This is a genomic window from Halomonas sp. I5-271120, assembly GCF_030553075.1.
Taxonomy (GTDB): domain Bacteria; phylum Pseudomonadota; class Gammaproteobacteria; order Pseudomonadales; family Halomonadaceae; genus Onishia; species Onishia taeanensis_A.
Map to the genome: position 1 here is coordinate 149,473 of NZ_CP130701.1, position 25,154 is coordinate 174,626.

General features: G+C 64.5%; 22 protein-coding genes. 16 read left to right on the top strand and 6 right to left on the bottom strand.

Annotation, left to right across the window (positions count from 1 at the left end; translation table 11 throughout):
- Window positions 1-236: 236 nt before the first annotated feature.
- From Q2K57_RS00700 to Q2K57_RS00725, 6 genes are all read left to right on the top strand, one after another.
- Window positions 237-1,955, top strand: a complete 1,719-nt coding sequence (locus Q2K57_RS00700; RefSeq protein ID WP_304525906.1) for a proline--tRNA ligase — start codon at window positions 237-239, stop codon at window positions 1,953-1,955.
- A gap of 71 nt (window positions 1,956-2,026) precedes the next feature.
- Entirely contained in the window at window positions 2,027-2,563 is a 537-nt protein-coding gene (locus Q2K57_RS00705; protein ID WP_304525907.1) for a lytic transglycosylase domain-containing protein, read from the top strand.
- Window positions 2,564-2,707: 144 nt separating this feature from the next.
- A complete protein-coding gene (locus Q2K57_RS00710; RefSeq protein ID WP_304525908.1) occupies window positions 2,708-3,379 on the top strand; it encodes a Cupredoxin in 672 nt (223 codons plus the stop codon).
- A gap of 7 nt (window positions 3,380-3,386) precedes the next feature.
- The gene (locus Q2K57_RS00715) at window positions 3,387-5,717 is read left to right on the top strand and encodes a bifunctional diguanylate cyclase/phosphodiesterase (protein ID WP_304525909.1); all 2,331 of its coding nucleotides are present in this window, start codon (window positions 3,387-3,389) and stop codon (window positions 5,715-5,717) included.
- A 2-nt stretch (window positions 5,718-5,719) separates the two neighbouring features.
- Window positions 5,720-6,571, top strand: a complete 852-nt coding sequence (locus Q2K57_RS00720) for a DUF3034 family protein (protein ID WP_304525910.1) — start codon at window positions 5,720-5,722, stop codon at window positions 6,569-6,571.
- 272 nt (window positions 6,572-6,843) lie between these two features.
- Window positions 6,844-7,170 (top strand): group 1 truncated hemoglobin, encoded by a 327-nt coding sequence (locus Q2K57_RS00725; RefSeq protein ID WP_304525911.1) that lies wholly within the window; start codon window positions 6,844-6,846, stop codon window positions 7,168-7,170.
- A gap of 216 nt (window positions 7,171-7,386) precedes the next feature.
- Here the strand turns inward: Q2K57_RS00725 and ccoM are convergent, their stop codons facing one another.
- The 3 genes from ccoM to rfaH form a co-directional block, all read right to left on the bottom strand.
- Window positions 7,387-7,533: a cytochrome c oxidase subunit CcoM gene (ccoM, locus tag Q2K57_RS18310; RefSeq protein WP_369700317.1), complete on the bottom strand. Its 147-nt coding sequence runs from the start codon at window positions 7,531-7,533 to the stop codon at window positions 7,387-7,389.
- 114 nt (window positions 7,534-7,647) lie between these two features.
- Window positions 7,648-8,154, bottom strand: coding sequence for a peptidylprolyl isomerase (locus Q2K57_RS00730; protein WP_112054946.1), 507 nt, complete (start codon window positions 8,152-8,154; stop codon window positions 7,648-7,650).
- A 37-nt stretch (window positions 8,155-8,191) separates the two neighbouring features.
- Window positions 8,192-8,749 (bottom strand): transcription/translation regulatory transformer protein RfaH, encoded by a 558-nt coding sequence (rfaH, locus tag Q2K57_RS00735; protein WP_112054947.1) that lies wholly within the window; start codon window positions 8,747-8,749, stop codon window positions 8,192-8,194.
- 253 nt (window positions 8,750-9,002) lie between these two features.
- On the opposite strand from rfaH, the gene Q2K57_RS00740 reads away from it, so the two are divergent.
- Window positions 9,003-10,367 carry an MFS transporter gene (locus Q2K57_RS00740; protein WP_304525912.1) on the top strand — a complete coding sequence of 455 codons (1,365 nt, stop codon included), beginning with the start codon at window positions 9,003-9,005 and terminating at the stop codon, window positions 10,365-10,367.
- A 123-nt stretch (window positions 10,368-10,490) separates the two neighbouring features.
- On the opposite strand, the gene Q2K57_RS00745 is transcribed toward Q2K57_RS00740, so the two are convergent.
- Both Q2K57_RS00745 and Q2K57_RS00750 read right to left on the bottom strand, forming a co-directional pair.
- Window positions 10,491-12,317 carry an SEC-C metal-binding domain-containing protein gene (locus Q2K57_RS00745; protein WP_304525913.1) on the bottom strand — a complete coding sequence of 609 codons (1,827 nt, stop codon included), beginning with the start codon at window positions 12,315-12,317 and terminating at the stop codon, window positions 10,491-10,493.
- A 180-nt stretch (window positions 12,318-12,497) separates the two neighbouring features.
- Window positions 12,498-13,394, bottom strand: a complete 897-nt coding sequence (locus Q2K57_RS00750) for a homocysteine S-methyltransferase family protein (RefSeq protein ID WP_304525914.1) — start codon at window positions 13,392-13,394, stop codon at window positions 12,498-12,500.
- A gap of 256 nt (window positions 13,395-13,650) precedes the next feature.
- Here Q2K57_RS00750 and Q2K57_RS00755 point away from each other — a divergent pair, with 256 nt between their 5' ends.
- On the top strand, window positions 13,651-15,588 hold the full coding sequence (locus tag Q2K57_RS00755; protein WP_304525915.1) for a hypothetical protein: 1,938 nt from the start codon (window positions 13,651-13,653) through the stop codon (window positions 15,586-15,588).
- A 27-nt stretch (window positions 15,589-15,615) separates the two neighbouring features.
- Here Q2K57_RS00755 and Q2K57_RS00760 read toward each other — a convergent pair whose 3' ends face one another.
- Entirely contained in the window at window positions 15,616-16,863 is a 1,248-nt protein-coding gene (locus Q2K57_RS00760; protein WP_304525916.1) for an AarF/ABC1/UbiB kinase family protein, read from the bottom strand.
- Between the two features lie 135 nt (window positions 16,864-16,998).
- Here Q2K57_RS00760 and Q2K57_RS00765 point away from each other — a divergent pair, with 135 nt between their 5' ends.
- From Q2K57_RS00765 to Q2K57_RS00800, 8 genes are all read left to right on the top strand, one after another.
- Window positions 16,999-19,047 carry a DNA topoisomerase III gene (locus Q2K57_RS00765; protein WP_304525917.1) on the top strand — a complete coding sequence of 683 codons (2,049 nt, stop codon included), beginning with the start codon at window positions 16,999-17,001 and terminating at the stop codon, window positions 19,045-19,047.
- Window positions 19,044-19,988 carry a ketopantoate reductase family protein gene (locus Q2K57_RS00770; protein ID WP_369700281.1) on the top strand — a complete coding sequence of 315 codons (945 nt, stop codon included), beginning with the start codon at window positions 19,044-19,046 and terminating at the stop codon, window positions 19,986-19,988. Before Q2K57_RS00765 ends, Q2K57_RS00770 begins: the two co-directional genes overlap by 4 nt.
- Before the next feature lie 851 nt (window positions 19,989-20,839).
- Window positions 20,840-21,574, top strand: coding sequence for a cytochrome c (locus tag Q2K57_RS00775; protein ID WP_304525918.1), 735 nt, complete (start codon window positions 20,840-20,842; stop codon window positions 21,572-21,574).
- 223 nt (window positions 21,575-21,797) lie between these two features.
- Entirely contained in the window at window positions 21,798-21,941 is a 144-nt protein-coding gene (locus Q2K57_RS00780; protein WP_304525919.1) for a hypothetical protein, read from the top strand.
- Window positions 21,938-22,378 (top strand): DUF411 domain-containing protein, encoded by a 441-nt coding sequence (locus tag Q2K57_RS00785; protein ID WP_258396691.1) that lies wholly within the window; start codon window positions 21,938-21,940, stop codon window positions 22,376-22,378. Before Q2K57_RS00780 ends, Q2K57_RS00785 begins: the two co-directional genes overlap by 4 nt.
- A 250-nt stretch (window positions 22,379-22,628) precedes the next feature.
- On the top strand, window positions 22,629-23,099 hold the full coding sequence (locus tag Q2K57_RS00790; protein WP_112056397.1) for a plastocyanin/azurin family copper-binding protein: 471 nt from the start codon (window positions 22,629-22,631) through the stop codon (window positions 23,097-23,099).
- A 4-nt stretch (window positions 23,100-23,103) separates the two neighbouring features.
- Window positions 23,104-23,769 carry a response regulator transcription factor gene (locus tag Q2K57_RS00795; protein ID WP_304525591.1) on the top strand — a complete coding sequence of 222 codons (666 nt, stop codon included), beginning with the start codon at window positions 23,104-23,106 and terminating at the stop codon, window positions 23,767-23,769.
- Window positions 23,750-25,117, top strand: a complete 1,368-nt coding sequence (locus Q2K57_RS00800) for a sensor histidine kinase (protein WP_304525590.1) — start codon at window positions 23,750-23,752, stop codon at window positions 25,115-25,117. Before Q2K57_RS00795 ends, Q2K57_RS00800 begins: the two co-directional genes overlap by 20 nt.
- Window positions 25,118-25,154: the final 37 nt, after the last annotated feature.

Consider the following 25,154-nt stretch of genomic DNA (forward strand, 5'->3'; position numbering starts at 1 on the left):
CTCAGGGTTGATAATTCGGAAGCTCAATGATTGCACGTAAATCATAACTCCACTATCGATATCCGGATTTTATCGGCAATTGTCTAATACATCGACATTTTTAACACGGACCACGCGGCACCCACCCAACAGGCTTTTGCCGCCACCCGGGCTTCACCGTACAATACGTGTAACTCTGCCCGCCGGCCATCAGGCCGGCCGGTGCCCGTTCAAGATTCGAAGGAAACGCCGGACCCATGCGCGCCAGCCAATTGTTGCTCTCCACCCTCAAGGAAACGCCCGCCGACGCCGAAGTGATCAGCCATCAGCTGATGCTGCGCGCGGGCATGATTCGCCGTCTGACCTCGGGGCTCTACACCTGGCTGCCGATGGGCCTGCGCACTCTGCGCAAGGTCGAGCGGGTGGTCCGCGAGGAAATGGATCGCGCTGGAGCCCAGGAAGTGCTGATGCCGGCCGTGCAGCCCGCCGAACTGTGGCAGGAATCCGGCCGCTGGGAGCAGTATGGCCCGGAACTGCTGCGCCTCAAGGATCGCCATGACCGCGACTATTGCGTGGGGCCGACCCACGAGGAAGTGATCACCGACCTGGTGCGCAAGGAGATCTCGAGCTACAAGCAGCTGCCGTCGAACTTCTACCAGATCCAGACCAAGTTCCGCGACGAGATCCGCCCGCGCTTCGGGGTGATGCGCTCGCGTGAGTTCATCATGAAGGACGCCTACTCCTTCCATATCGATGAAGACTCCCTGAAAGAGACCTATCAGGCGATGTATGACGCCTACGTGCGCATCTTCACCCGTCTGGGGCTGGATTTCCGGCCGGTGATTGCCGACAACGGCTCCATCGGCGGCACCGGCTCCCACGAGTTCCACGTGCTGGCCGACTCGGGTGAGGACGATATCGTCTTCTCCACCGCGTCCGACTATGCCGCCAACATCGAGAAGGCAGAAGCCCTGCCAGCACCGCTGGGCAGTCAGGTCACTGCTGCTGCCGCGAGCGAAGAACTGCGCCTGGTCGATACCCCCGAGACCAAGACCATCGCCGCGCTGGTCGACAAGCATGGCCTCGCCATCGAGAAGACCATCAAGACGCTGATGGTTCATGCCGACGCCGGTGGCCTGATCGCCCTGCTGGTGCGTGGCGATCATGAGCTCAACGAGATCAAGGCCGAGAACCTGCCCGAGGTCAAGGCGCCGCTGACCATGGCGACAGAGGACGAAATCCGTGCCGCCGTGGGCGCGGGCCCCGGCTCGCTGGGCCCGGTCAACCTGGACATGCCGGTGATCGTCGACCGCAGCGTGGCGCTGATGAGCGACTTTGGCGCCGGCGCCAACATCGATGACAAGCACTACTTCGGCATCAACTGGGAGCGTGACCTGGCACTGCCCAAGGTCGCCGACATCCGCAACGTGGTCGAAGGCGACCCCTCGCCGGACGGTCAGGGCGAACTGGCGATCAAGCGTGGCATCGAGGTCGGCCACGTCTTCCAGCTGGGCACCAAATACTCCCAGGCCATGAATGCCACCGTGCTTGGCGACGACGGCAAGGCGGTGCACCCGTGGATGGGCTGCTACGGCATCGGCGTGACCCGGGTGGTGGCCTCTGCCATCGAGCAGAACCATGACGACGCCGGCATCATCTGGCCGGATGCGCTGGCGCCTTTCGAAGTGGCCATGGTGCCCATGAACGCCCACAAGTCGGAACGGGTCCGCGAGACCGCCGAACGCCTGTACCACGAGCTGAAGGCTCAGGGCATCGATGTGCTGCTCGACGACCGGGATATCCGCCCCGGGGTCAAGTTCGCCGACCAGGAGCTGATCGGCATCCCCCATCGCCTAGTGATCGGCGACCGCAGCCTCGACAAGGGTGAACTCGAGTACAAGGGACGTCGCGATGAAGAGGCCACCATGGTGCCTGCCGACACCATCGTCGACTTCCTGCGCTCTCGCATCGGCTGATGCCTGTCGCCGGGCCCCGCCTGCCACGCACAGCGCTGCTGAGCCTGGCCATACTGGGCTCGGCTTTGCTGATGACCGACTCCCTGGCCCAGGCTGATACTGGCCCGGGCTATTCCGCGCCCCTTCACCAGACGCTGGAAAGCGTACTCGACACGCCAAGGCCCGCCATCGACCTCTGGGCGGACCTCCAGTGGCGCTCGACCATGGCGACACAACTTTCCCGTTACATCGAAGACCCCGCACGCCGCTCACGCCTGCTGGACAACATCCAACAGGAAGCGCGGCTGGCGGGGCTAGCCCCCGGCATTGTGATGGCATTGATTCAGGTCGAGAGCGCTTTTCGGTCCAATGCCGTCTCCAGTGCTGGCGCTCAGGGTCTGATGCAAGTGATGCCGTTCTGGGTCGAAGCTCTGGGGCGCCCCGAGGATGACCTCTTCGACCCTCTGCTCAACCTTCGCTATGGCTGTACCATCCTCGCCCACTACCTGGACGTGGAGGACGGTGATCTGACTCGCGCTCTGGCCCGCTACAACGGCAGCCGGGGCGAGACTTGGTACCCTGAGCGGGTGATGAGGGCCTGGCACCAGCACTGGTGGCAGCCCCCTTGATCTGCCCGGTTATCACCGGTATTGATGCACTCACGCTTTATCAGAAAAACAGTTTGTGCTGCTTATAGCACCGATGATGCAGGTGACACGATGCTCTGGCTGCCTCGAAATCCCTGTGAAACGCCTGTGAGAAAAGGAACCCATGTGACCAGAGCCCCTCACGTACTGCTGAGCTCCTTGCTGTTGGCCACAGGCCTCTTGAGCAGCCTGGCCGCACAGGCCGCCCGCATCACCGTAACCGATGCCGCAACCGGCAAACCGCTTCCAGAAGCGGTGGTCGAGGTAGATATTGAGGGCGCTTCCAAGGCGGCCCCTTCATCGGTGGACGTCTATCAACGCAATGCCGCCTTTCATCCCCATGTCAGTGCCGTAAGCGTAGGCAGCCGCGTCAGCTTTCCCAATCGCGACACCACTCGCCACCATGTCTATTCCTTTTCCCCCACCGGTGTCTTCGACCTGAACCTCTACCGACAGGAGACGCCGCCGCCCGTGCCATTCGATACTGCCGGGGTGGCGGTACTCGGCTGCAACATCCACGACCATATGCAGGCCTTCATCGTGGTCAGCGATGCCGCGAAATTCGCCATCACCGACGAGAATGGGCAAGTCAATCTGGAGGACCTGCCACCTGGCGAGCACCGACTGCGGGTATGGCACCCTCGCCTTGAAGAAACCCATCAGCAGTGGTGGGAGGCACCCAGACCGGTCAGCGCCAGCGACCTGCGCAGCGTCTCCCTATCGCTTTCGGTCGCAGCGAAACCAGCGGCTGAGCAGTCTTCGCTGCAACAGCGCTTCAATCGGGCCTTGAGCCAGTGAGGCCCGCATGACGTTCCGCTCCCGCCTGCTGATTACCATGCTCTCGGTGGTGATACTGGCTCAGGTCGTCACCGCGGCCGCCACCCTGAGCGCCATCCGCGCCGATATCATGGCATCCGGCCAGCGCGACCTGGACGTCGGCCTGAGCGTGCTGCGCGAGGTGCTCGATGCGCGCGGCCAGCGGCTGCGTGATACGGTCGACATCCTCACCGACGACTTCGGTTTCAAGAGTGCCGTGGCCACCAAGGACACCTCCACGCTCGAATCGGTGCTGATCAATCATGGCAGCCGCGCCGAGGCAGATATGGTGCTGCTCACCGACCCCAGCGGGCGCTTGCTGGCAAGCAGCCATCACGAGACCGGCAGCCAGCTGCCTTTCAAGGGGCTGTGGCGCGCGGCTCAGGAAGGCCAGGGCAGCGTCGAGGTGGTGCTGCAAGACGGGATTCCCTACCAGTTCGTCCTGTTACCCGTGCGTGCGCCCAACCTGATCGGCTGGGCAGGTATGGGCTTTCGGCTAGATGCCGAACTCGCCAAAGAGATCGATGCCCTCACCCAGCTGCCGGTCAGCTTCATTGGCCACCACCTCGGTCAGGACCAGGCAAGCTATACGGCGACGTCTCGCGCTGACCTGCCGCCCGAAGAGCTGACTCAACTGCTTAGCGCACTTGATGGCATGGGTTCCGTCGCGGAACTGGATGCAAACGCCGACTATCTGACCCGCGCCCGCTTGCTGCGCCGCGCCGGTGAGGATGAAGCCTTCGCCCTGATCCAGGCCTCACGCACGAGCCTGCTGGCGCCCTATCGTAATATTCAATGGCAGTTGCTGGCGCTGTTCGCCGCCACCCTGACGCTGACCGCCTTGGTCGCGGCGTTCAGCGCCAAAGGCATCAGCCGCCCGCTGCGCCGACTCGCCGATGCCGCCAGGCGTATCGGCCAGGGCGAGCGTATAGCCGACCTCAAGTCTGGTCAGCATGGCGAAATGCGTGTGCTCGCGGACACACTCATGACCATGCAGGAAGACATCGCACAGCGGGAGGCAAGCCTCCTGCACCAGTCTCGGCATGATATTCTGACTGATCTTCCCAACCGCACGTCTGCGCAGCACGACGTTCAGGACGATATCGAAAAAGGCAGTGGTTTCACCCTTCTGCGTATGGCGATCGGTGACTTTCGCCGCATCAACGACACCTTCGGCTACGCCCTCGGCGACCGAGTACTGATCACGCTGTCACGCCGGCTCGATCGGTTGCCGGCACCAACCGTGCAGGCCTACCGCATCGGCGGGGACGAGTTCCTGCTGCGCCTGGATGCCCCGTCCTGCCCGCCCGGGTGGTTCGAGGCGCTCCAGGATGAGCTCGCCGAGCCAATCGATCTGGAGGGATCACCCATCCGTCCACGACTGTCGTTCGGCGAGGTGCGATTTCCCGAGGATGGCGACACTCCGCACCTGTTGATGCGACGCGCCGACGTGGCTTTGGACATCGCCCGCCATCATCACCATGCCCACCAGCGCTACATTGCCGGCCAGGACGAACGGCACCTGCGTCAGTTGACCCTGATCCGCGACCTGCATGACGCGGTAGAACAGCACCAGCTGACCATGGTCTACCAGCCCAAGGTACTGGCAACGAACGGCGATATCGTCCAGTTCGAGGCACTGATGCGCTGGGAGCACCCGACGCTCGGCTTCATTCCACCCGACGAGTTCATCACCCTGGCCGAGCGCTCCGGCAATATCCGCATGCTCAGTAGCTGGATGATCGAAACCGTCTGCGCCCAGCTTCATCAGTGGCAGACACAGGGCCACGGTCTGCGCGTGGCCATCAATCTGTCGGCCGAAGACATCATGGACGAGACCCTGACAGCGCGACTGAAAGAGGTGCTTGAGAGGAACGGCCTAGTGCCCGACCAGTTGGGGCTGGAAGTGACCGAGAGCGCCATCATCAAGGACCCTGCACTCGCCACGCGTCATCTGGAGGAGCTGCGCGGCGCCGGCATGACGCTGGCGATCGACGACTTCGGCACCGGTTATTCGTCCCTCGCCCAACTGAAGCGGCTGCCGGTGCAGGAGCTCAAGATCGACAAGTCGTTCATCCTGCGCCTGGATGACTCCCCCGACGATGAGGTGATCGTGCGCTCGACCATAGAGCTCGGCCAGAACCTCGGCCTCAAGGTCGTGGCAGAGGGCGTCGAGACCGAGGCAAGCCGCACCATCTTGAAAGGCTTCGGCTGCCACTACCTGCAGGGCTATCTGATTGCCCGGCCACTACCCGCAGACGAGGTCACTTTATGGGTCGAGCGTTATCAAGCCCAGCAACCCCCGACACAAGGAGCCTGAGGATGAGGCGATCCGGGTTCTCTTTTGCCCCCATCATGCTGGCCATTCTTGCCCTGCTGAGTTCCCCTGCCACCCAGGCGGGCAGCCGCCTGCTGGCCACCGGCGGCGTCACCCAGGTCGAGGGCGCGGCAGGGGGCGGGATATCGCCCTGGGGGGTGCTGGCCGGCACCGCGAGCGAAGGCGAGTTCGCCGCCACGGCCAGCGTCAGCCAGGCGCGAGTCGATGATTACACCCTGGGGGTAGCCGGTATCGCCGGCAACATCCAGGACCGCCTTGAGCTATCGCTGGCCCGACAACGTTTCGATCTGAACACCCTGGGCGGTCGCCTCGAGCAGGACATCCTCGGCGCCAAGCTGCGCCTCTACGGCGACCCTTTGTATGACACCTGGGGCACCTGGAGTCTGGGGGTGCAGCACAAGCGCATGGTCGATGGCGAACTGGCCAAGGCGCTTGGCGCCAAGGATACGGCAGGCACCGACATCTATCTCGCGACGAGCAAGCTCTGGTTCGCGGCGGTTGGCGGGCGGAACCTCTTGACCAACCTGACCCTGCGCTCGACCCGCGCCAACCAGGGCGGGCTGCTGGGATTCGGCGGCGATCAGAAGGCAAGTCGGTCACTGGTCGTGGAGGGCTCGCTGGGGCTGATGCTGGCGCCGGACTGGGTCGTCGGCGTCGAGTATCGCCAGAAACCCGACAACCTGGGGGTCGCCGCCGAAAACGACTGGCGCGACGTCTATGTGGCACATTTCTTCAACAAGCACGTCTCGCTGACCGGAGCCTGGCTCGATCTTGGCGATATCGCCGGCCTGGCCGATCAGCAAGGCGGCTATCTCTCGCTGCAGGTGGCGCTATGATCGGCTGTTTTCACACTCCAACGGGCGGCGCTTCTCGGAGCCGCGCTTATCGAGACGATGCCTCTGGCGGCGATGCTTTTCGAGTCAGTGCTTTCCAAGCAGCATGGAGGCCGGCCCTGCTGATCGTCGGCCTTGTGATGCTGGGCGGCTGCGCTCATTCCCCTCCCGCCCCCAGTGCAGAGGAGTATCAGGCGAGCACCGACGACGCCGGCTCACGCGCTGTGGCAAACGCCAGTGACGACAGCCTGTATGCCGCTCTTGGCGGAAAGCCTGTGATCGACGCCGTGGTCAATGACTTTCTCTATCGCATTGCCGGGGACGAGCGCATCGTCGACTTTTTCGCCAATACCAACATCGATCACTTCGCCGAGGCCTTCGCCACCCAGCTATGCGATATCAGCGACGGCCCCTGTGACTACGCGGGTCCCTCGATGGCTCGTGCCCACCAGCAGATGGGCATCACCAACGCGCACTTCAATGCCGTAGTCGATCACCTGCGTGCCGCACTAGTCGACCAGGACGTGCCCGCCGGCCCGCGCAACCGCTTACTGGGGCGCCTGGCTCGCCTTCACGATGCGGTGATGCTACGCCAGCCCTAAGCCCCTCACGTCATCCTTCACGTCAGCTCTCTTCAGCCCTCACGTCAACGCTCAGGCCAGGGAAGTGCCCACACTGCGCGAGGGAGAAAAGTGAACCGCCACAAAACGTATAGCCATAAAAAAGCCGACCCGAAGGCCGGCCACAGGAGGCAATGCCCCCTTCCCCTGACGACTCATGTCGCGCGACTTGGACTCCCCTGCGGGCGTCTTCGCCGTTCAGTGCCGATGTTTCCCCTTGCGCCGATGATCACGCCTCACGAAGCCTAACAAGCCGATCATGAAGGCGATCACCAAGCCCAGGGTGCCCAGTCCGAAAACCACGCTTTCATCCCAGTACAGGCACTGCTCCTGCCGCGACGTGATGGCGTCACTCTAACGGGCGGCGACAGGAAGGGGGGTGATCTGGATCAATTTTCTCAAGCCTCGGCCACATAGCACTCCAAGGGCTTGATGTGGATCAGTTTTTGCGCGCCGCCGTCACAGCACCTTGCGATCTTCGACCTTGGCATGATCGGTGCCTTCCGGCAGCGGATGGCCCTTGGCCAGCTCCGCCCGAGTCGCTTCACGCACCGACAAAACCTCAAGATCGTAGGTGAGGGTCTCGCCTGCCAACGGATGATTGGTGTCGACGGTGACCTGGGTGGCCCCGACCTCAAGCACCGTTACAACCTGAGGGCCATCCTCACCGGGGGTCTGAAAGCGCATGCCGGGGGTCAACTCGGCGACCGGAAACGAGCCTCGACCCACTTCCTGCACCTTGGCTTCGTCTCGCTGACCATAGGCGTCATCAGGGCCCAGGGTGGCACTCAGGGTAGCGCCGGGAGCCTGGCCCTCTAGGGCGCTCTCCAGGCCAGCCACAATATTGACGTGGCCGTGTAGATACTCGAGGGGAGTCTCACGGGCGCGGGAGTCATCGAGCAGGGTGCCGTCGGCATCCGTCAAGCGATAGTGCAGGTTGACGACCCGATGAGGGGCGATTTGCATGTAGAACACTCCTAATACTGGACGCGCAGCCCTACGTTCACTGGGTGCGGCGTAGCTGGGCGATGGGCATTTCCAAGCGCTGCTGCTTGTGCAGCATGTTGAGCAGCACGATGGCACGCTCCTCGCCTTTCTGGGATTCAAAGACCGCCTTGAGATCCTGGAAGGGACCCTCGATGATCTCGACGCTCTCGCCGGCGCGGAAATAGACGTTGGCCGTCTCGTTCTCCGGCGATGTACTGGCATTGCGCCTCAGGGTCTCGATCAGGCTATCGGCTACCGCCACCGGCTCGTCGCCGAAGGTCAGCAGTTTGAGCACTCCGCGAGTCGAGCGGATCGGCCGCCAGTTGCTGGCGATGCGATCCAGGCGAATGAACAGATAATAGGGAAACAGCGGCTCTGCAATCCAGGCAAGTTTGCCACGGCGCTTCTTCTGCACCTCAAGTACCGGATGAAAGACATCAAAGCCCTGATTGGCGAGATGCTCGGCGGCACGAAACGACTCACTTCCCTTGCACTGGATCACATACCAGCGCGCAATGGCATCGCTCTCGACGCCATCGGCATCATGCCCCTGGCCATCAATGGCATCACTCATAAGTCTCCCTTCTCCTCGCGCGCATCCTTGGCAGCGACTGCAGCGATTGTCACACTTAGCGTATTCGTCGCTCTTGGCGCACGTACATCGTGGACTTCATAAACGGCCATCTGGCGACTAACGGCCTGTCGCCGCCGTCCATGAACAGCGATAGGTATTTGATTTTCCATAGCGTCATGCGACGCGGTCAGACATCATTCTAGCATTGCCCCACCGACCACGTGTAAGCCCCACCCTTTTCCGGAGTGTTTTGATGCCCTCGTTATCCCCACGCCGAAGCTGGCGCGACGCCCTGGCGGTCTACCTGCGCGCACCGGTCATCACCATGCTGTTCCTGGGGTTTTCCGCCGGCCTGCCGTTTTTGCTGGTCTTCTCCACCCTCTCGGCCTGGTTGCGCAGCGACGGCGTCGAGGTGGCGGCCATCGGCTTCTTCTCCTGGATCGGCATCCTCTATTCGATCAAGTTCTTCTGGGCGCCGGTGGTCGACCGTCTGTCGCTGCCCTGGCTGACACCGCTGCTCGGCCAGCGACGCAGCTGGATGCTGCTCGCTCAGGCAATGATCGCCGCGGGGCTGGTAGGCCTTTCCAGCCTCGACCCTCAGGGCCACCTGCCCGTGGTAGCGGCATTCGCTCTGCTGGTGGCCTTCGGCTCGGCCACCCAGGACATCGCCATCGATGCCTTTCGTATCGAGTCCGCTGCCGAGGAAGTCCAGGCCGCCATGTCTTCGACCTACATCATCGGCTATCGGGGCGGTCTGATCGCCGCCGGCGCTGGCGCGCTATACATTGCCTCGCTGGTCTCGTGGCAGGCCGCCTACCTCGCCATGGCCGCGCTGGTGAGTGTCGGCATGCTGACGGTATTGCTGCGCCCGGAGCCCAAGCGGTCGCCGCTGTCGGTACAGTTGATCCACGAGCCCCGGGTGCGTGCCTTCCTGCGGGCGACCCGCGGTCGCCACCGGGGGCTGCGTCGTCTCGGTGCCTGGGCCATTGGCGCGGTGGTCTGCCCTTTCACGGATTTCTTCGCCCGTCATGGCGTCAAGGCCCTGTGGCTGCTGGTCTTCGTCGGGGTCTTTCGCATCAGCGATCTGGCGATGGCCTCGATGGCCAACCCGCTATATATCGACCTGGGCTTTTCGCTGGCCACCATTGCCAACGTCACCAACGTCTTCGGCATCGCCATGAGTATCGGGGGCGGGATTCTTGGCGGGCTGCTGGTGGTGCGCTACGGAATCGGACCGATCCTGGTGCTGGGTGCCATGGCGGCGGCGTTGACCAACCTGCTGTTCGCCTCGCTGGCCCTGGCCGGCGACAGCCTGCCGATGCTGGTGGCAACCATCACCGCCGATAACCTGGCCAATGGCTTGGCAAGTGCCGTCTTCATCGCCTTCCTGTCGAGCCTGACCTCGCGAGCCTACACCGCGACCCAATATGCGCTGTTCTCGTCGCTGATGACCTTACCCGGCAAGTTTCTAAGCGGTTTCGGCGGCATGGTGGTCGCCGCCCAGGGCTACCCCACCTTCTTCGTGGCAGCATCGGCCCTCGGCCTGCCGGCGATCCTGCTGGCCCTGTGGATCCACCGTCGTTCCGCGCTGCTGGCCCAGCCGACACCCAGCAACTGATGCAGATCGGGCCGCGATATGCATCGCGGCCCGATCTGTGATCGCCCGAAACCGGACGATGGGTAACGCTAGCCCAGGCCGACTAGGGCTTAGGCTTATTCGGCGTAGACGTGACCAACGCCATCAGGACTTGAGGCTATGGCGCTGCGCATCCAGCCAGCCAAGAGCACCCTGGGTATTGGACCACTGATCACGCATCAGGGTGCGATACTGCCAGGCTTCGGCGCGGCTGCCGGGCTCGGGGGCATCTGCCTGGCGGCCGCGCACCTCGCGACCACGTGGGTCGCAGAGCATCGCCATCACGTGAGGGTTGATCCGGCGAACCTCCTCGAGCGCCTCGCGGGCCTCATCGAGGCGCTCGAGACGATACAGCGCCAGCACCCGGCCCATCAGCACACCCAGCAGAGGCGGTGTCTCGCTGGCCTGCAGGCTGACCTCGAGGGCCCGGTGGTTGCGGCTCTCGCGCAGCAGTTGGTCGAGCACCAGCTCACGCAGCCCCAGCGAGTCCTGGGCGTCCAGCGTCAGCAGCCGCTCGGCGAGCTCCCGGGAGCGCTCACGGGCGCCACGTTCCATGCCCACCACCAGCGCCAGGCCGGTGCGCAGCAGAACGGCATTATCGGCGGCGTCCCATTCGAAGTCGCCTCCCCCTTCGCTCTCGAGCTGGGTCAACCAGCGCTCCAGACGGACTGCCAGTGGCTCGAAGAGACTCGGCGCCATCCACGGCAGACTACCAAAGCGGCTGGTCAGGGCCAGCGTCAGCGACTGCACGACCTGGGGCGAATCGAGCCACTCGGGATGCGCGCACAGCTCGCCAAGCCAGTCGCTGGCATGGGGCCAGGGGTCATCGACGAAGCCCAGTGCCGCCTCTTCATCGACCAGCACCTGGAAGTGCTTTTGCCAGGCGGCAAACAGCGTGTCCTGACGGGCGGTCGTATGGAATTCGAGGCTGCCCTCGGCGGTGCGCGTGAACTCGAGAAGTGGCGCGGTCGGCAGCGACTCGAGCAGCGCCTGCAGGGCCGCCAGGGGGTCGGCCAGATCTTCTTCGGAACTGACCATCTGCTCGGCTAGGGTGGCGCCTGGGTTCTCGGCCAGGTCGGCCAGGAACTCGAGCTGCTCTGGATCAAGATCGCCGCGGCGCGACAGCCGACGGAACCAGAACCGCGCCCGCTCGGCGGCCTCTTCGACGTTGCCTTCGTGAAGCAACAGCATGGCCTCGATATAGGCCAGGGTCGGCGAGTCAGGCAGCGCCTGCTGCGCGCGCACGAAGGCCTCACGGGCGCTTGCCAGGTCATCGTCGTCGAGATACATCAGGCACAGTCGCTCGAGCGCCACGCCGCGCAGGAAGAGCGGGCCTCGATCGAGCACATCATCAAGCAGTGCGGTGCGCTTTTTATGAAAGCCGCGTTCCTGATAGAGATCGATCAAGAGCTCGAAGGCCGGTTCGGCCTGCTCCGGAAGACGTTCCCAATCGGAGGTATTGAACAGCGCCTCGAGAATCTGCTGGGCCCGGCCTCGCTGGCCGCCCTCGGCGGCAATCAGCCCTGCCTCGAGCAGCGCCTGGGCCGGCGCCCGACCGCTATCCAGCGCCGCCTTGAGGGTGTCGCCCTTCCATTCGCGCAGCGACAGCATCCACATAAGGTGACCGGGTATAGGCCCCGGGAAGCGCTCGGCCCCGCAACATTGCTTGGTCTTGAGCCCGGAATCACACCAGCAGGGCTCGTTGCGCCCCGGACGCGCCAACGGCTCGCAGGCAAAATCCAGTCGCTCGAGCGGCGTCTGCGACCACAGCTCCGGGCCCAGCGCCTGTGCCAGCGAGAGCTTGCCACCGACCAGCGCCGGGCCGTCTTCGCGCACCCAGGCCATAAAGGACGGGTAATGCTCGTTGTTTCGAATCGCCGTCAGTGCGCCGGAGGCGAAGCCCAGCAACTGTTCTACCCATACCGCCAGCATGTCTTCTCCCTTCACCGAGGCTTTGCGCAGGCCGAACCTGCACCGAAGGGCAGCATGCTACCATGCCGCCCTTGGCCCCTCACTATTGTCGACCCGACTCGCTTGCCCTGTATCAGACTCGCCTTCGTTCCATTGGCCATTATCACCCGGTTCGGGTATCGCGGCCTGAAGAAGCTGGCCTCAGGGCCGCACCAGCGCATGCCCGCGCTCGCCAAGCGCCTTGGCCAGTCGCGCGATATGCGAAGGCCCCACCTCACAGCAGCCACCGATGATCTCGATGCCGTGATCGATCCAGCGCGTTGCCGTGCGCGTAAAGGCCTCGGGGTCAAGGTCATGGCGTGCCTCAAGCGCGCTGACGGTGCCGCCGGGGGCCAACGCCTCGACGGAGGTGAACCCATTGGGATAAGCGCCGGTCGCCCCGGAGAAACCGGTCAGCACGTCGAGACTGGCCTCGATGGTTTCAGGTTGACTGCAGTTGAGCAGCAGCGCCTGCACGCCGAGCGATTCCGCGAGCGCCACCGCGTCGGCCAGCGGCTCATGGCTGCGCAGCCGGTCGGGATGCGCATCATCGAGCGTTACTGCGACCCAGACCGGCAGGCCCGTCTCCGATGCCGCCGTTACCGCCGAGCGCATCTCGTCAAGGGAAGCCATCGCCTCGCACAGCCACAGATCAACGCCTTCGCCGGCAGCCACCATACGCCGATAGCTGGGCACGGCTACTTCGCCAGCGGGTGACTGATCGGGCCGGTAGCTGGCGACCAGCGGGGGCAGGCAGCCGGCAATCGCCACGTCCTCGCCGCAGGCGGCGACCGCTTTTTGCGCCCGCTCCAGCGCCCGTTGATGCAGCACCTCGAGAGTCTCGGCCTGTCCGGCAAGGGAGAGGCGCTCCGGCGTGGCGGTATAGGTCGCCAGGGTAATCACTCGAGCGCCGGCCCGAATGAAGTCTTCATGAAGGCCCTGCACCAGATCGGGGTGCTGCTTGAGGATATGGGTGGACCAGAGCGGGGTGGGCGGCTCGCCAGCACGACGGACGAGCTCCTGGCCCATGCCGCCGTCCAGCAGCACGATCGATGACATACACTGACTCCTGACTCGCATAACGATTCGAATAGCGTCTCGCATCACGACTTCACATTCGACAGACGGGCCGCACACTCGTGAGCAGCGACCTCCAGACTCAGGCGCATGAGCCCATCGACGCATGATTCGGATACCCGACAGGTGGAGAATTTTAGCATGCTCATGATAGGGCTGTTGCCCTCGAATGAGGGGTGCTAATGTGTCGCCCGCCGACGGCTGTCGGCTTCCCCGTTTGATGCTGATGAAGGCTACCGTGCTCGTACCCATTCCCTTTCGCCGCCGTGGCAAGGACACTTCACACGAGACATCTCAGGTCCGCCTCGAACGCGAAGGCCGCGACGAGATTGATCGCATCACCCGCGCCGTGGAGAAGGTCCCCTGGTCGGTCAGCCTGCTGCAGATCCTGTGGACCGCCGGTCCCGTCACCCTGCTGGGCGCCTGGGGCGGCTACCTGCTGGGCTACGGGCGCGCGCCCACCGCCGATAACTACATCTTCTTTATCAGCTACACAGTGATTACCGGCGCGACCGGCATCATCGCCAACCTGGTGCATCAGTTCACTGGGGCGCGACACGCTGAGAAGACCACCGCCAAGATAGAGCGCGTCATCAAGGCACTGCCGGATCTGCTGCTGACCACGCGCGACCTGATCGTCGAAAGCCTCGAGGGCGACGCCCGGCGTCGCGAGGCCGCCGCCATGCTGCTGCGCAAGCAGGACCTGTCACCCGAGGGTGTTGAGCTTGCCGCCCTTGAGCTGCTCGATGATCGCGACAGCGCCCGGATCATCAGCCAGATCGACATCTACCGTCGAGTCGGCCTGCATGCCCGTATCCGCGACATGATCGCGCTCTACGGCGAGACACTGGAACCGCAGTTCCAGGAACTCGCCGCGCTGGCCCCGGAGGCCACCGACCTGTTGCGGGCGCGCTTCACTGGCCAGGCGCCAGCGCTGCAGCACGGGGTCTCGCGAGATGACAACTTCATCGAGCGCGTGCTGGCGGCCATCGAGCAGGACGACGAGCTCCTGATGACGCTGCAGGACGTGGAAGAGATGCTGATCCTGGCCTTCGAGCTGATCAGCGGCCGACAGATCCCCATGCTGACCTTCGAGTACAAGGGCCGCTGGAAGCTGGCGCAGGCCTTCGATGCCCTGGAACAGGCCCGCGCCCGGCACCGTATCGCTCAGGCCACCGGCCTTTCGCGCCTCAAGGCCCTGATGGCCTATCTCGCCGAGCAGTCGGGCACCCTGGTCGAGGATTCCGCCTCGGGGCTGCGCGCCGAGGTACTGGTCGAGCGCTCGCGCAACGCTATGGATGCACTCGCCGAGCAGATCCAGCATCTGGCCAAGGCGGTGCGCAGCGGCCAGAGCCAGCATCGCCGTGCCCTGGATCACAAGGCCGAGCTCTTGGCCAACGCCGTGCGTCTGCACAAGCAGGTATCGGAAGCCTACGAGCAAGTGGGTCGCCATCATGCCCAGCTGCTCAAGATGGTCGAGCGCTGGGAGCGCATCAGCCATGCCCAGGACAGCGACGGGGCCCGCCTGCAGCTGAGCCCAGGCCGGCGCGGCCTGCGCATCCGCGAGCACGTCATCGAACTCGATGACGAAGCCAAGGCCAAGGTCTGCAAGCGGCTCGTCAAGCACCTGGGCAGCAGCGAATTCGATCAGCATCGCCGAACCACGCTGGGCATCGAACGCGAGCGGCGACTGTCGGTCGGCGGCGGGGTGTCCAAGCGCCTGGCGGTCGAGATCGCCCTGGCGCTTGAGCCGCATATCCATCTTTCTCGGCCGGCGGTGCAGCGCGCCATCAACAGCACCAACGCCGCGGATTTTGGCCAGCTCGAGCCTAACCTGTCGGCGGCTGCCAAGGCGGCGATGGGGGCCGCCATGGTCAAGGAGATCGAGGTCGACCTGTCGCGCCCCGCCGAGCAGCTCGCCCTGGCGCTGGTGCGCCACTATCACGTGGAGCTCGAACCCGAGGCCATCGACTTCCTGGTCCAGCACTATGGGGCTCGGGAAGCCACCCTGACCATGCTCTCCAACTACCATGCCAGTCATGCCGGCACTGACACGCCCAACATAAGCTATCTGAGCCAGCGTCCGCCGATGGTCGGCAAGCCCCACCGGGACTGGTACCGCGCTCTGGTCAAGGCGCGCCGGGCACTGGGCCTGAAAGGCGGCGAACGCCGCTGAGGCGGGCCCTGGGATGTCCAAGGCGCCTCAATCCTGCCGTGCCCACTCAAGCAGCGGCCGAGCCCGCCCGGCCATGTCCAGCCGGGCCTGCAGGCGCACCAGGTTCCAATAGTGGCCGTTGAGCGTACGTGACAGCAGCAACGTATCCGCCGGCGGCTGCAGGCGATCCATCGCCGCCCACACTCGCGGGCTCAGCTCGCGGAGGCGCCGGTGCACCCGCACATCGCCAAGATCCTGCTCGCCGGGCGCGAACAGCGGCGCGACGGCCGCGGCGCTGTCACGGTACAGACTCAGCGGCGCCCCTTCGCCCTGACGCCCGCCCATCTCCAGCAGAGCCGCATCCATGGCCATGGGGTCTTCCTCCAGGGTGGCCTCGAGCAGCCTGAGCATCTGCCGCAGCCGCGCCTCGGGCACCGCAATCACTGCGCCAAGATCATAGATGATCAAGCGCCCCTCGGCGTCGGCGGCAAAGTTGCCGGCATGCGGGTCGGCATGCAGCTCACCGAAGGTAAAGAGCTCATCGGTCATCCAGTCGGCGAGGCGAACCGCCACGGCCTGGCGCAGGGCATCATTCGCCTGATCCATCTCACGCAGCGGCATGCCCGGCACGTATGACATGGCCAGCACCCGAGAGGTGCACAGCGCCTCGATCGGCGCCGGGATGACGACATCATCGTTTTGCGCGTAGCGCTGCCGATAGCGCGACAGGGCTGCAGCCTCGGCCCGGTAGTCGAGCTCACCGCGCAGGCTCTCGGCGAGTTCCTCGAAGAGCGCATCCAGGCGCGCCTGGGGCACCTTGAACCAACGTCCCAGCCGCATCATCCGGCGCACCTGGGAAAGATCGCTCTCCAGGACATCGACAAGTCCCGGATACTGCACCTTGAGCACCAGGGTCTCGCCATCGAGAGTCGTGGCGAGATGTACCTGACCCATGGAGGCGCTGGCAAAGGGGCGCTCCTCGATCTGTGCGAAACGCGCGTCGAGATCGCCGTATTCGGCCTCGAGGGTGGTGCGGATCTTCGCCCAGGGCATCGGCTGTGCCTGGCGCTGCAGCCGGGCGAGCTCGTCGGCAAGCTCCTGCGGCAGCAGGTCATCCCACTGCGACATGACCTGGGCGAGCTTCATGGCCGGCCCCTTGAGTTCCGAGAGCCCTTCGAACAGCGCCTCGCCCAACGAGCGCCAGTCGGCTTCGCCCCCCAGGCGGATCTTGAGCATTGCGCCGCCGGTTCTTGCCCCCAGTCCCAGCAGCCGTCGCGTTCTGCCGCGTTCACGCATAGTGATACAAACCTTGTACGATTTTGGCTTCAGGTTACACCTGGCGAGCCGGGCAAGATACTGGAAGAATGTCCATTACTTTGACAAGGTGGCGAGCTCGCCCTGCATCCCGTTATTCACTCTCATGAGGCTCCCATGCGCCTGATTATCGCCGAGAAACCGAGCCTTGCCCGCGCCATCGCCGATGCCCTGCCCGGTCAGGCCAAGCGCAGTGACGGCGCCCTGACGGTCGGCGATACCACCGTGACCTGGTGCCTGGGTCACCTGCTCGAGCAGGCGCCGCCGGATGCCTATGACCCGGCCCTCAAGCAATGGCGCCTCGATCATCTGCCGATCCTTCCCGACCCCTGGCGCCTGATGCCAAGGCCCAAGGCGCGCGGCCAGCTGGCGGTGATTCGTCGGCTGCTCAAGGAGGCCAGCAGCGTGGTGCACGCCGGCGACCCGGATCGTGAAGGCCAACTATTGGTGCAGGAAGTACTCGACTACCTGAAGTGGCGCGGGCCGGTGGCGCGCCTCCTGGTCAACGATCTCAACCGCCCGGCGGTGGTCAAGGCACTCGGGCAGCTTGCCGACAACGCCGAGTTTCAGGCGCTGTATCGGGCCGCCGAGACCCGCTCCCGGGCCGACTGGCTGTATGGCATCAACCTGACCCGCGCCTGGACCCTGACCGGTCGCCAGGCGGGGCACGACGGCGTGCTCTCGGTGGGCCGGGTCCAGACGCCGGTGCTTGGGCTGGTGGTGCGCCGCGACGCCGAGATTGCCGCCTTCACGCCACGCCCCTTTCATGTGCTGTGGGTCGATCTGGCCGTCGAGCACGGCAACCTCAGGGCCTGGTGGCAGCCTGGCGAGCATCACCCGCTGGATGACCAGGGTCGCCTGCTCGAGCGCGCCCCCGCCGAGGCGCTGGCCGCACGCTTGCCGGGCAGCCAGGGTAAGCTCACCTCGCTCACTGCCAAGAAGAGCCGCCAGGCCGCTCCACTGCCCTACTCCCTGTCGGCGCTGCAGGTCGACGCGGCCCGTCGCTACAAGCTGTCGGCCAAGGCGGTGCTCGATACCTGCCAGAGCCTCTACGAGCGCCACAAGCTGATCACCTATCCGCGCTCGGACTGTCGCTATCTGCCCGCCGCTCACCATGGCCCATCGAGGCAGTCGCTGACCAACGCCTGTCAGGGCGATGCCACCCTGGGCCCCTGGCTTTCAGGCGCCGACTTCTCGTTGCGCTCCAAGGCCTTCAACGATGCCAAGGTCAGCGCCCACCACGCCCTTTCGCCCACCGGCACCCGACCGGACTTCTCGCGACTGTCGGCCACCGAGGCCAACGTCTTCCGGCTGATTGCCCGCAACGTGCTGGCGCAGTTCTATCCGCCGCTTGCGACCCGCGAGGTCAAGGCCGAGTTCACCATCCTCGAGGAGCGCTTTCGCGCCCAGGGCCGGGAGATTCTCGCCCCGGGCTGGAAACCGCTGTTCACCACCCGCGACGAGGCACCGCCGCTGCCGCCCTTGCGAGAGGGCGAGCCGGCAAGCGTCCAGGAGGTCGGCGTCGAGGATCGCGAGACCCGGCCGCCGGAACCCTTCAACGATGCCAGCCTGATCAAGGCGATGATGAACATCGCCCGCTATGTTCAGGATCCGGCGGTCAAGCGCACCCTGAAGGACTCCGATGGCCTGGGCACCGAGGCGACCCGCGCCGGCATCATCGAGACGCTGCTCGATCGCGGCTATCTGGTGCGCCAGCAGCAGGCCCTGCGCGCCACCCAGATCGGCCATGCGCTGATCAACGCCCTGCCCGAGGCGGTCGGCCGCGCCGAGCGCACCGCGCTCTGGGAGCAGCGCCTGACCGACATCGCCGAGACCGGCAGCGACCCGTCGCCCTTCCTCTCAGGCCTGGTCGAGGACCTGCGAAGCCTGCTGGGCGCTGCCGATGCCGGGCGCATGCGCAGCGCCCTGAGTGACGCACGCGGTGTCGCCCCGGCCGCGCCGAGTGCCGCCACGTCGCGGCGCAAGACGCGCCGGCAGGGCACGGGAAAAGGGGCGCGCGCCTCTTCCAAGCGCACCTCTGCCAAGGGCGCATCGACCAATAGCTCATCGACCAAGAGCACTGCCGGCAAGACGACCGGCAGCACAGGCACGCGACGCAAGGCCGGCGGTTCGGGCCGGCGCGGCAAGAAGACGGACGACGCATGAACACGACGACGGACAGCACCACGCACGCTCGCCCCGCTCACCAGGCGCAACCCGAGCGGCCCAGCCACTGGATCCTCGGCCCCGGGGCCGTGGGACGACTGCTTGCCATGCAGCTGGCGGCCCAGGTGCCGGTGACACTGATTGGGCGTCGCGAGCCGCCAAGCCGGCTGACCCTGACCACGCCCGAGGGCGAGCACCTCGCGCGCGCACTGCCCGGCGCCACGCTTGAGACCCTGCCGGCGACGCCCCCGGCGATGATCCACCTGACCACTAAGGCGCATGGTGCCGAGGCGGCCATCGAAGCCCTGACCGGTCGAGTGCCTGCCACCACACCGCTGGTGCTGTGGCAGAACGGCTTTAGCGTTCAGGAGGCCATGACCCGGTCCTGGCCCGGCCCGGTGCTCTGCGCCAGCACCACCGAGGGCGCCTTCGTGGACGACACGCCACAGCGTCAGGCCGTGGTGCACGCCGGCCATGGTCGCACCGTGATCGGCCACCTCGACGGCGCCTACCCTGAGCTTGCCGAGTCGCTGGCCAGCACCCTGAGTGCAGCGGGCCTGCCCTGTCAGGCAGTCGATAACATCCGCGTCAGGCTGTGGCACAAGCTCGCGGTCAATGCCGCCATTAATCCGCTGGTGGCGCGCTTTCGGATCCGCAACGGCCAGCTCAGGGATCGTCCCTTCCGGCCGATGGTCGAGGCGCTGGTGACAGAACTCGCCTTGATCATGGCCGTCGAAGGCATCCCCGCCCCGCCCGACGGCTGGTCGGCGCCGGTGTGGAGTGTGGTCGCGGGCACCGCCAACAATCGCGCCTCAATGCTCCAGGACGTGCTGGCGGGCCGACCCACCGAGATTGATGCCATCCTCGGGCCGCTCCTCCAAACGGCCCGCCGGCACGCGATGCCCTGCCCGCATCTCGAGGCCCTGCAGGCCGGAGGTTGAAGCACCGACGCTGCGCCCGCCCCCAACCAAGACGCGCCGACCCGCAAGGCCGAGCATGCCAAGCGGCAGCGCGATACCAACGCCACGCACGACAGGTTCCGGCTCGGGAAGTAGGGCCGCGAGGCAAGCAACTTCGGCGATATGACATCTTGGCCCTCTGGTGGCCAGGCGGTATGTTCAGCTGTGATTCAGCCCCCCCTTACCATGGGAACTCCCTTCGCCAGACGACGAGGCCTGATCAAGCGCAAGACAATCTGGCAATGCCTCTGAGCCTCGCCACTACCGCGGCCCTGGCCAGTGGCGAACCCGGCGGTAAGGATGATGATCGCGGGGGCCGCCAGATCGTATTGCCGACCGCCGCGGCGCGCACAAATTCCTCCAGCGGTTCAGACTGAATTCAGTTTACCCCGGCATGATCGACTCCTCTCCCTTCACTCATCGCGAAGGGAGCGACCATGGCCGCCGCGAAGCTCCCTCGCTTCTCCTATCACGTCGCCAGCGACTCACGTCGGGTGCCGCCCTGGGCCTGCTCCCGGCCCAGACCAATCCTTGCGGCCCGGTCGCTATGGCAGCGGCGACATGGCGTGACGGGTCGAATCAAGATCGAGAGAAGCCGCTGACATGGTAGCCTTGGCCGTATCGCCACGCGTTGCAGCAAGCGCTTCCCCTCCAGCCACCTATAGCTACGATGGCAGACTGGCAGGAAAAAAGGCCCAAGCGACTTGAAAGCCGGGAAGACAACCATTCGAGACCCTATCCCCATACAAAAAAGGACTACGTCAAAGATGTTCAAACTTGCTCTAGGTGGGCTCATTACCCTCCTCTTCCTTGCCATCGGAGGAATGGCCTTTATGCATAGCGGTATGTATAACGTCGCCGCGACTGATCCCCACCTGCCGTTTGTCGAATCAATGATGCACTCGACCCTGCATGCTTCGGTCGAGGCCGGTGCCGAGGAGCTCGAGGTTCCCGACCTGAACAGGGACCGCATGATTCGAGAAGGCGCCTCTGCCTACGATCAGCTCTGCGCCGCATGTCACCTCAAGCCTGGGCTCGAGAGCACGGTTTTGCGCGCCGGTCTCAACCCCATGCCACCGACCTTGTCGAGACCGACTCACCAGAGTCCGGCTCAGCAATTCTGGATCATCAAGAACGGCATCAAGATGACCGGTATGCCAGCCTGGGGCGTGACTCACGAGGATCAGGAACTCTGGGAGATCGTGGCCTTCCTGCGGCAGCTGCCGGAGCTGTCTCAACCCGAGTACCTGGCCATGGTCACGCCGAGCGGGCCTGAAGCCGGTCACTCGGCGCATGAGGGTCACGACCATGAGCACGGCGACACCAGTGCAATGGCTACACCGGAGCCGGCACCTTCTCAGCCACAAGATGATGGCCACGATCATGATCATGGCGACATGAGTGCCTTGAGCGAGCAGGAGACAACGCCTGATCCCGCCGCGGCAAAGGTAACTGCGACCACAGAGCTCCAGTTGGCCACCTCGAGCAAAGACGGCACTCCGGAGCAGGATACTTCGCCTTCCTCGCCGTCCGGTGACGATCACTATGCGGATGGGCATAGCCACTGAGCCCCCTGCTGTTTTCCGTAATCTTGCCGTCACGCAAGCATGCTCCGTTCGGGGTAAGGCGTGCATCACGGCCCCGAACGGTAAGGCACCAATCAAGGTATTGATGGCCTGAGCATTGGAGTGACTCTATGTTTCCTGCCCTGGCCATTCGTCACGCTCTCCGGTCTGCTGCCGACTTCTTCCCGTTAGCCGCTCACCAAATCAACTCTTCGGGAGTCGCATCATGTTCACCGATTGTTTCACCACCATGGGGCACATGGGCTGGCTGGGTTGGATGATGCCGCTCGCCGTCCTGCTGCTTCTCAGTCTCGGCATTGCCGCCCTCATCAAGTATCTGTGCACCTCCAACAAGGGAGATCGCTCATGAAACTCACCATGCCTCACCTACTGCTGGCGACCGGCCTGCTGCTGGGCGCCACCACCGCCCATGCCGCCCTGCCGGACGAGGCCACTCTGTACAAGAATCCCCAGTGCGGCTGCTGCGATGGTTATGCCCGCCACCTGGAACGAACGGGTATCGACGTCACCATCGTCGATGACAAGGACTTAAGCGCGGTCAAGAAGGCGGCGGGCGTCCCCTTCGGAATGGGTGCCTGCCACACCATCATCATGGGCGACTATGTGATCGAGGGGCATGTCCCCCTGGCAGCAGTAGAAGCGCTCTTCGAACAACAGCCCGATGCCAATGGCATCGGACTGGCCGGCATGCCGAGTGGCACGCCAGGCATGCCGGGGCCACAGACGGAGCCTTATGAGGTCTACCAGTTCCAAGATCACCAGGACGCACCCTTCATGACGCTTTAGCGAGACCCGCCTGATGCCCCGCCGGACTCCTATCGAGCGACAGCCGGCGGGCGTCCGGCATCCTCCGTCCAGGGACCGGAGTGACCTCGCTCTAGTCCCTGACGACCCTGTGATGAGAAGGTGCCTCGCCGCTTGGAAGATGAGGTCGGATGCTCACTGTTTCCTTGCTAAGCCCCTTTCGGCATTCAGCCCAAATTCAGCTTGATGACTTATAAACGGACCTGCCGATTGACCCAATGGAGCTATCCATATGCGCAAGACAATCCTAGCAATGACCCTGGGCCTCGCCTCTACCGCGGTCCTGGCCAGCGGCGAACATGGCAGTGAGAATCACGCTCAGGTGGACCGCACCATCAGCTTCGAGGCCGGTGACATGTGGTTCACCCCTGGCAAGCTCGATATCGAGCCAGGCAAGACGGTAAAGTTCGAGATCACCAACACCGGCAACCTCAAGCACGAGTTCGTGATCGGCAACGCCGCCGCTCAGGAGCAACACCGCGAAATGATGCGCGAGATGGCATCGAGCGGCGGCCACAACATGTCCGGTGGACATGGTGACGGCGGGCACGGCGGCGGCATGCCCTCCGTGACCATCGCCCCGGGTGAGACCGCGACCCTGGTATGGACCGCCCCGCAGGACACCGATACGCTAGAATTCGCCTGCAACATTCCCGGCCACTACGAGTCAGGCATGAACGGAGAGATCCACTTCCAGGGATGAACGCATGAAGCTGTTGCTAGTCGAGGACGATGACCTACTGGCCGAGAGCCTGGCGGAGACCTTGCAGGACGAGGGCTACAGCGTCGATACGGCCACACGCATGCGTGTGGCCGACGCGTTGATGGCCACGGAAGCCTATTCCCTCGCCATCCTCGATATCGGCCTTCCCGACGGTTCTGGCCTGGAGCTGCTGCAACGCTGGCGGGAGCAGGGCCATCGTTTGCCCATCCTGGCACTGACCGCACGAGACACCTGGGAAGACAAGGTCGTGGGGTTGCGGCGAGGAGCCGACGATTACATGACCAAGCCCTTTCACGAGGCCGAGCTGCTGGCCCGCTTGCATGCCCTGTTACGACGACAGTCCGGCGGCTTGGCCCAGCGATTGACCGTCAACGGGGTGCAACTGGACGAGCAGACTCAAGAAGTCAGCACCGACGGGGCGACCTGGCACTCCCTTACGGCCACCGAATTTCGGCTACTGCGCTACCTGATGCATCATCCGGATCACGTGCACTCCAAGGTGCGCCTGCTCGACCAGCTCTACACCCTGGACCAGGATGCCCCCGCCCCGAACCTGGTCGAGGTCTATATCGGGCGGCTGCGCCGCCGCCTGGGCAAGCACATCATCCAGACGCGTCGCGGCCAGGGGTATGTCTTTGCTTCGCGCTGATCGTCGTAGCCTGCGCTTTCGCCTGTTCCTCTGGCTGGGTGGCGTGGCTCTGATTGCCGTCGCTATCACCTGGCTACTGCATGGCATCCTGCTGCGTGAGCTGGCCCGCGACTTCCTGGGCGATCGACTGCGCCAGGAGGCGCACTACACGCTGCAACGGCTGCATCAGGAACAGTCCCAGGTGAAACCCTGGCTGGACTCCGCCAGCTTGACCTCGCAGATGTTTCATCACCTCTACGTGTTGCGGCTGGATGACACGGTCAGCACCTCCCACCCCGACTGGCTGAGCACTCTCACCCCCTACCTGGAAGGCGTTGACGATACCCTGCTCGAGGTGCGGGGGCAGGATGAGCGGCACCTGCTGGTCTATCGTGAGATCTTTACCCTGGAAGACGGCACCTCCGGCACCCTGTTGATTGGCGAGGACTTCGCCGAGGTGGAAGCCGGCCTGGCCACCCTGCACTGGTGGGTCGGTGGCATCGCGGGCCTGGTACTGCTCCTGCTAATTACGCTCAACCTGGTCGCCGTGAATGCAGGACTGTCACCCCTGGTTCGGCTTCAGCGGCAACTCGATGAACTGCGTGCGGGGTATCGCGAGCGCCTGCAGTTGGACACGCCATCAGAACTGGATGGCCTGGTCGGTCAGCTCAACCGCTTCATGGACGAGCAGGACAAGCGACTCAAGCGTTCGCGGGACGCCGTCGCCAACCTCTCTCATGCGCTGAAGACGCCCCTAGCGGCCGTCACGCAGGTGCTTCGCGGCTCCCGCCCCATCGACGGCGATCGCCGCCTAAAGCTATTGACCCGCCTGGAGGACATGCAGGCTCAGCTTGACGCGGAGCTGCGTCGTTCACGCATCGCTGGCCCCTATGCCGGCCAGTTCACCCGCGTCCGGCAGGAGGCCGAGCGACTGATCGAGATGTTCGCCACCCTGCACCCCGACAAGCGCTTTCACCTTGATGGACCGCAGGATGGTCGGGCCACGGTCAGCGTCGAGCGCCAGGACTTCACCGAGATGCTGGGGATCGTCCTCGACAATGCCGGGAAATGGGCGCAGCGCGACGTTCACTGTCGCCTGAGCGTGACGACGACGCTGACGCTGACGCTGGTCATCGAGGATGACGGTCCCGGCGTGGCAAAGGCGGATCTCGCCCAACTGGGCCGACGCGGGCTCCGCCTCGACGAAGGGCGCCCGGGTCATGGCCTGGGGCTGTCGATCCTTCGGCAGCTGGTCGAGCAGTATGAGGGGCGCGTGACCTTCGCCGCGACGGTCGCGGGGGGCCTGGCCGTCACCATCGTGCTGCCAACCGCCACAGCACGCGTAAATTCCTCCAGCGACTCAGGCTAGATTCAGTTTACCCCGGCATGATCGATTCCTCTCACCT

Excerpts from the sequence above, each read along its gene's own strand:
- Q2K57_RS00750 (WP_304525914.1), bottom strand. The coding sequence starts at position 13,394 with ATGTCATCGATCGTGCTGCTGGACGGCGGCATGGGCCAGGAGCTCGTC.
- Q2K57_RS00715 (WP_304525909.1), top strand. The coding sequence starts at position 3,387 with ATGACGTTCCGCTCCCGCCTGCTGATTACCATGCTCTCGGTGGTGATA.
- Q2K57_RS00705 (WP_304525907.1), top strand. The coding sequence starts at position 2,027 with ATGACCGACTCCCTGGCCCAGGCTGATACTGGCCCGGGCTATTCCGCG.
- rfaH (WP_112054947.1), bottom strand. The coding sequence starts at position 8,749 with ATGAGTGATGCCATTGATGGCCAGGGGCATGATGCCGATGGCGTCGAG.
- Q2K57_RS00720 (WP_304525910.1), top strand. The coding sequence starts at position 5,720 with ATGAGGCGATCCGGGTTCTCTTTTGCCCCCATCATGCTGGCCATTCTT.
- Q2K57_RS00795 (WP_304525591.1), top strand. The coding sequence starts at position 23,104 with ATGAAGCTGTTGCTAGTCGAGGACGATGACCTACTGGCCGAGAGCCTG.
- Q2K57_RS00800 (WP_304525590.1), top strand. The coding sequence starts at position 23,750 with ATGTCTTTGCTTCGCGCTGATCGTCGTAGCCTGCGCTTTCGCCTGTTC.
- Q2K57_RS00745 (WP_304525913.1), bottom strand. The coding sequence starts at position 12,317 with ATGCTGGCGGTATGGGTAGAACAGTTGCTGGGCTTCGCCTCCGGCGCA.
- Q2K57_RS00740 (WP_304525912.1), top strand. The coding sequence starts at position 9,003 with ATGCCCTCGTTATCCCCACGCCGAAGCTGGCGCGACGCCCTGGCGGTC.
- Q2K57_RS00780 (WP_304525919.1), top strand. The coding sequence starts at position 21,798 with ATGTTCACCGATTGTTTCACCACCATGGGGCACATGGGCTGGCTGGGT.
- Q2K57_RS00775 (WP_304525918.1), top strand. The coding sequence starts at position 20,840 with ATGCATAGCGGTATGTATAACGTCGCCGCGACTGATCCCCACCTGCCG.
- Q2K57_RS00765 (WP_304525917.1), top strand. The coding sequence starts at position 16,999 with ATGCGCCTGATTATCGCCGAGAAACCGAGCCTTGCCCGCGCCATCGCC.
- Q2K57_RS00700 (WP_304525906.1), top strand. The coding sequence starts at position 237 with ATGCGCGCCAGCCAATTGTTGCTCTCCACCCTCAAGGAAACGCCCGCC.
- Q2K57_RS00785 (WP_258396691.1), top strand. The coding sequence starts at position 21,938 with ATGAAACTCACCATGCCTCACCTACTGCTGGCGACCGGCCTGCTGCTG.
- Q2K57_RS00730 (WP_112054946.1), bottom strand. The coding sequence starts at position 8,154 with ATGCAAATCGCCCCTCATCGGGTCGTCAACCTGCACTATCGCTTGACG.
- Q2K57_RS00760 (WP_304525916.1), bottom strand. The coding sequence starts at position 16,863 with ATGCGTGAACGCGGCAGAACGCGACGGCTGCTGGGACTGGGGGCAAGA.
- Q2K57_RS00770 (WP_369700281.1), top strand. The coding sequence starts at position 19,044 with ATGAACACGACGACGGACAGCACCACGCACGCTCGCCCCGCTCACCAG.
- Q2K57_RS00790 (WP_112056397.1), top strand. The coding sequence starts at position 22,629 with ATGCGCAAGACAATCCTAGCAATGACCCTGGGCCTCGCCTCTACCGCG.